Genomic DNA, 4,053 nt, shown 5'->3' with positions numbered 1-4,053 from the left:
CCGCTTTCGCGGGAATGACGTTTTCGTGGTTGGGGAGTTGGTTGCATAACCCAGGTGCCGCTTGGCGATATATGCAATTTTAAAATGGAATCTCTATACCGCCCAACATGGCACCTCGCCATGGGCGGCAACAAGCGACTCACGGGGTCGCCAACGCCCCCCCTCAGGCGGCGTTGGCGGGTGCCCCGGCATCGCCGCCGCCCTTGCGGGGCGGGGCGTATTCGATGCAACGATTGCGTCCCTGGGCCTTGGCCTGATACAGGGCCTGATCGGCCATGCGGGAGACCTCCCAAAAATCGTCGCTGTCGGTGGGGTAACGGGCCGCGCCGATGGAAACGGTTTTTTGCAACGCCCCGCCGGCGATGGGAATTTTCATCGCCTCCACCGCCAGACGGATTTTTTCCGCCACCGCCATGCCGGTGTACTCCTCGGTCTCTTGCAGCACCACCAGGAACTCCTCGCCGCCGTAGCGGATCACCAGATCCGAGGCGCGGACCTGCTGTTGCAGCACCTTGGCCAGGGTTTTGAGGGCGGTGTCGCCAGCGTCGTGGCCGAAGGTGTCGTTGACCTGCTTGAAGTGGTCGAAATCCAGCATCAGCACCGACAGCCGCCCCTCCTTGCGGCGCAGCCCGGCCAGCATGGTCTCCACGTACTCTTCGAGGAAGCGGCGATTGTGCAGGCCGGTGAGGGCGTCGCGCAGGGCGTTCTCCTTGAGGGTGGCCAGCAGGCGCTTGGCCTCCACCACGGGGGCAGACTCCCGCAGATAGGCTTTGATGAAGGGGACCATCAATTGTGTCAGATGGCCGTGCCGCCGTTCGAAGACCAACTGCACCACGCTGCCCACCGATCCGCCGTGGATCACCGGCAGACAGATGTGGGCCAGGGGGGGCGAATCGTCCCGTCCGCGAAACATGGCGCAGATGTGAGGATCGTCCTGGGAGTCGATGATCCGTCCGGTGCGTTGCGCCCGGCAATGTTCGGCTTGATAGAGGATCTGCTGCTCGCACCAGCGGATGGGGGCGTCCAGGTCGCCGTCCACCGAGGCCACCCGCATGTGGTTTTGGCTGGCGGCCACCTCGTACAGGGTGTGGCGTTGCAGGCTGAAGGGGCCGGTAAGCACCCGACCGATGCGGGCGTAAACCTCCCGCTTGGTCAGATCCTCCTCGATGGATTGCTTGAACTGGGCCACCGCCGTCAGTTCCCGCACCATCTCGGTGGCGTAGGTGATGAGATTGGTGTTGGGCGGGGCGTCATAGCCGATCAGGTGGGCCGCGTCATGGCCGATGCCCCCCAGGTTTTCCTGAAGAAAGGACATCAGCTCATTGAGATCCTTGGCGATCTGCCCCACCTCGTCGTTGCTGCGGCTCTCCAGCCGCTCGGTGAACAGCCCTTGTTTGGCGTGGGCCACCGCCTGTTGCACCTCCTGGGCGGTGGTGACCACCGGGGCGATGAGTCGCCGCAGCAGCAGGGTCAACAGCAGGGCGAAAAAGATCACCACCCCTGACAACACGCCGATGGTGGTCAGGGCCTGTTCTTGCAGCCGGTCCAGGGCCAGGGTGATGGAGATGGCCCCCAGCACCGTGCCCGCGATCACGTGATGGCACTCCAGGCAGTTGGGGCGGCCCTGGCCGTCGGCGACAAAGGGGATAATGCCGCTGAAGGTGGGACGGTCGCCCTTTTCCCCCAGGATGAAGGAGGGGATCCCGCTTTGCAGCACCGTCATTTCCGTCTGGTCGATGGCTTCCTCCTGGCCCAGGCCCGGACCGAACTGCCGCACCACCGCCTCGCCCCGAATCACCCGCGCCCCAATCACCCCGGGCACGGCGGAGAGTCGTTGCAAAAACTGTTCTCGTTTATCGATGACTCCGTTGATCATCGACTCGGTCAGACTCACCCGCACCACCTCGGCGGCGGTGCGCACGTGTTCTTGCGCCGTGACGATGGAAAATTGTCGGAAGGCCAGCAGACTGGTCACCACCAGCACCGCGGCCAAAACTCCGCCTAAAATCAATGACGCCAGTGTGGCTTTTGCGTTGAGTCGCATGGGAGTTCGCGCTGTCCTTGAGGCGGTTAATTGATTTGTCTTAATATTTAGCACGCTCTCCAGGCCATGTCATCCCATCCATTCTATATAGAAATGTAAAAAACAATCACAAACGGGGGCACCGTGGGGTCCGGTTACGCAGCCCGCGAGACAACGGCACCGGAGAGCTTTTTCGTGGCGGAAACGGCACCCCCCGCCTTTCCAATGGGGGCGGCGTTCATTACAATTCCGCCATGCTTTTTAATTCTCCCGTCTTCCTCTTCCTGTTTTTGCCGGTGACGCTGCTGGTCTTCCTGACCTTGCGCCAGCGGCTGCCCGGAACCCTGGCGGCCATGGGATTTCTCGGGGCCGCCTCGCTCTTTTTCTACGCCTGGTGGGAGCCGCGCAATCTGATGCTGCTGACGGCCTCCATGGTCTTCAACTTTTACGCCAGCCGCCTGCTGGTGGCCCGGCGCAAGGCGGGGCGACCAGCAGGCGGCTGGCTGGCCCTGTTTGTCGGGATCAATCTGGCGGATCTGGCCTATTTCAAATACGCCAACTTTTTTCTCGACGCCACCGCCGCCCTGAGCGGGGGGGCGTCCCCCCATCTGACCATCGTTTTGCCCCTGGCCATCTCCTTTTTCACCTTTCAGCAGATCACCTTTTTGGTGGATTCCCACCGGGGCGAGGCGGAGGAACCCAGCTTCATCCTCTTCGTGTTATACGTCACCTTTTTTCCCCACCTCATCGCCGGTCCGCTGGTTCACCATCGGGAGATGATGCCCCAGTTTCGCGACCTGAGGCGGCGGGATGAAACCTGGCGGGATCTCTCCGTCGGGTTGACTCTGCTGGCCATCGGGCTGCTCAAGAAGACCCTGCTGGCCGACCCGATGCAGGATTGGTCCGACCGGATGTTCGGGGCGGCGGCCATGGGCGCGGCCCCCTCGCTGCTGGAGGCGTGGCTGGGGGCGGTCTGCTTTGCGCTGCAAATTTATTTCGACTTTTCCGGCTACTCGGACATGGCCCTGGGGCTCTCCCGGATGTTCGGGGTGCGTCTGCCGATCAATTTCGATTCGCCCTACAAGGCGGTGAACCTCATCGATTTTTGGCGGCGTTGGCATTTGACCCTCTCCCGCTTTTTGCGGGACTACCTCTATATTCCCCTGGGGGGCAATCGTCACGGGCCGTGGCGGCGTCATCTCAACCTGATGATGGTGATGCTCCTGGGGGGATTGTGGCACGGCGCGGGGTGGACCTTCGTGATGTGGGGGGGATTGCACGGGCTCTATCTGGTGTTCAACCACGGCTGGCTGGAGCTGAAACAGCGGTTGGGCTGGGGCGGATTCGGATTCTGGGGGCGGTGGGGCGGGCGGTTGTTGACCTTCGCCCTGGTGCTGGTCGCCTGGGTATTCTTTCGCGCCGAACATTTTCCCGCCGCCCGGGCGGTGATCGAGGGGATGATCGGACGCAACGGCGTGGTCCTGCCGGCCCATTACGCCACCTGGATGGGCAACGTTGGCGTCTGGCTGGCGGATCATGGGGTGGTGTTCGGTTTGCCGGCCTCCTATGGCGGCGGCATGCAGTTGGTCTGGGTGGGGGGATTGTTGCTTTTCGTCTGGCTGCTGCCCAACAGTCAGGAGTTGCTGCACGGCTACGGTCCGGCGATCGAGCATCGTCTGGCCGCGCCGTTGCGGGGCGAGGGGCGGCTGCGGCTGCATTGGCGCCCGGCCTCCTGGCTGGCCGCCGGGTTGGGCGCGACGTGCGCCTGGATGACCATTCGCCTGCTGCAAGGGCAGTCGGGGGAGTTCATCTATTTCCAATTCTGACTCGGGCGAAAGCCCCCCGGACCACCGGCGGGGGGGGGTGGGTCATCGGGCGTTTGTAGTTCTATAGTCATTCCATTTCAGGTTTGCATACCATATAGTAATTCCATTTTAAAAATGCACATGTCGTCAAACGGCACCTGGGTTATGCAACCAACTCCTCCACCACGAAAACGTCATTCCCGCGAAGGCGGGAATCCAGGGGGC

Annotated in this window: 2 protein-coding genes; one reads left to right on the top strand and one right to left on the bottom strand. The window is 62.5% G+C overall.

Going from position 1 to position 4,053, the window contains the following annotated elements; all coding sequences use genetic code 11:
* Positions 1 to 163: 163 nt before the first annotated feature.
* Positions 164 to 2,044 carry a diguanylate cyclase gene (locus HQL56_18685; GenBank protein MBF0311543.1) on the bottom strand — a complete coding sequence of 627 codons (1,881 nt, stop codon included), beginning with the start codon at positions 2,042 to 2,044 and terminating at the stop codon, positions 164 to 166.
* A 233-nt stretch (positions 2,045 to 2,277) separates the two neighbouring features.
* On the opposite strand from HQL56_18685, the gene HQL56_18680 reads away from it, so the two are divergent.
* The gene (locus tag HQL56_18680) at positions 2,278 to 3,849 is read left to right on the top strand and encodes an MBOAT family protein (GenBank protein MBF0311542.1); all 1,572 of its coding nucleotides are present in this window, start codon (positions 2,278 to 2,280) and stop codon (positions 3,847 to 3,849) included.
* Positions 3,850 to 4,053: the final 204 nt, after the last annotated feature.

It is taken from the genome of Magnetococcales bacterium, from assembly GCA_015231925.1.
In the GTDB taxonomy this organism is placed as follows: Bacteria; Pseudomonadota; Magnetococcia; order Magnetococcales; family JADGAQ01; genus JADGAQ01.
The sequence above is the reverse complement of the archived record's forward strand: the minus strand, read 5'-3'. Positions and strand labels throughout refer to the sequence as shown.

What these genes read in the sequence shown, in the direction of transcription:
- HQL56_18680 (MBF0311542.1), top strand. Translation starts at nt 2,278, where the DNA reads ATGCTTTTTAATTCTCCCGTCTTCCTCTTCCTGTTTTTGCCGGTGACG.
- HQL56_18685 (MBF0311543.1), bottom strand. Translation starts at nt 2,044, where the DNA reads ATGCGACTCAACGCAAAAGCCACACTGGCGTCATTGATTTTAGGCGGA.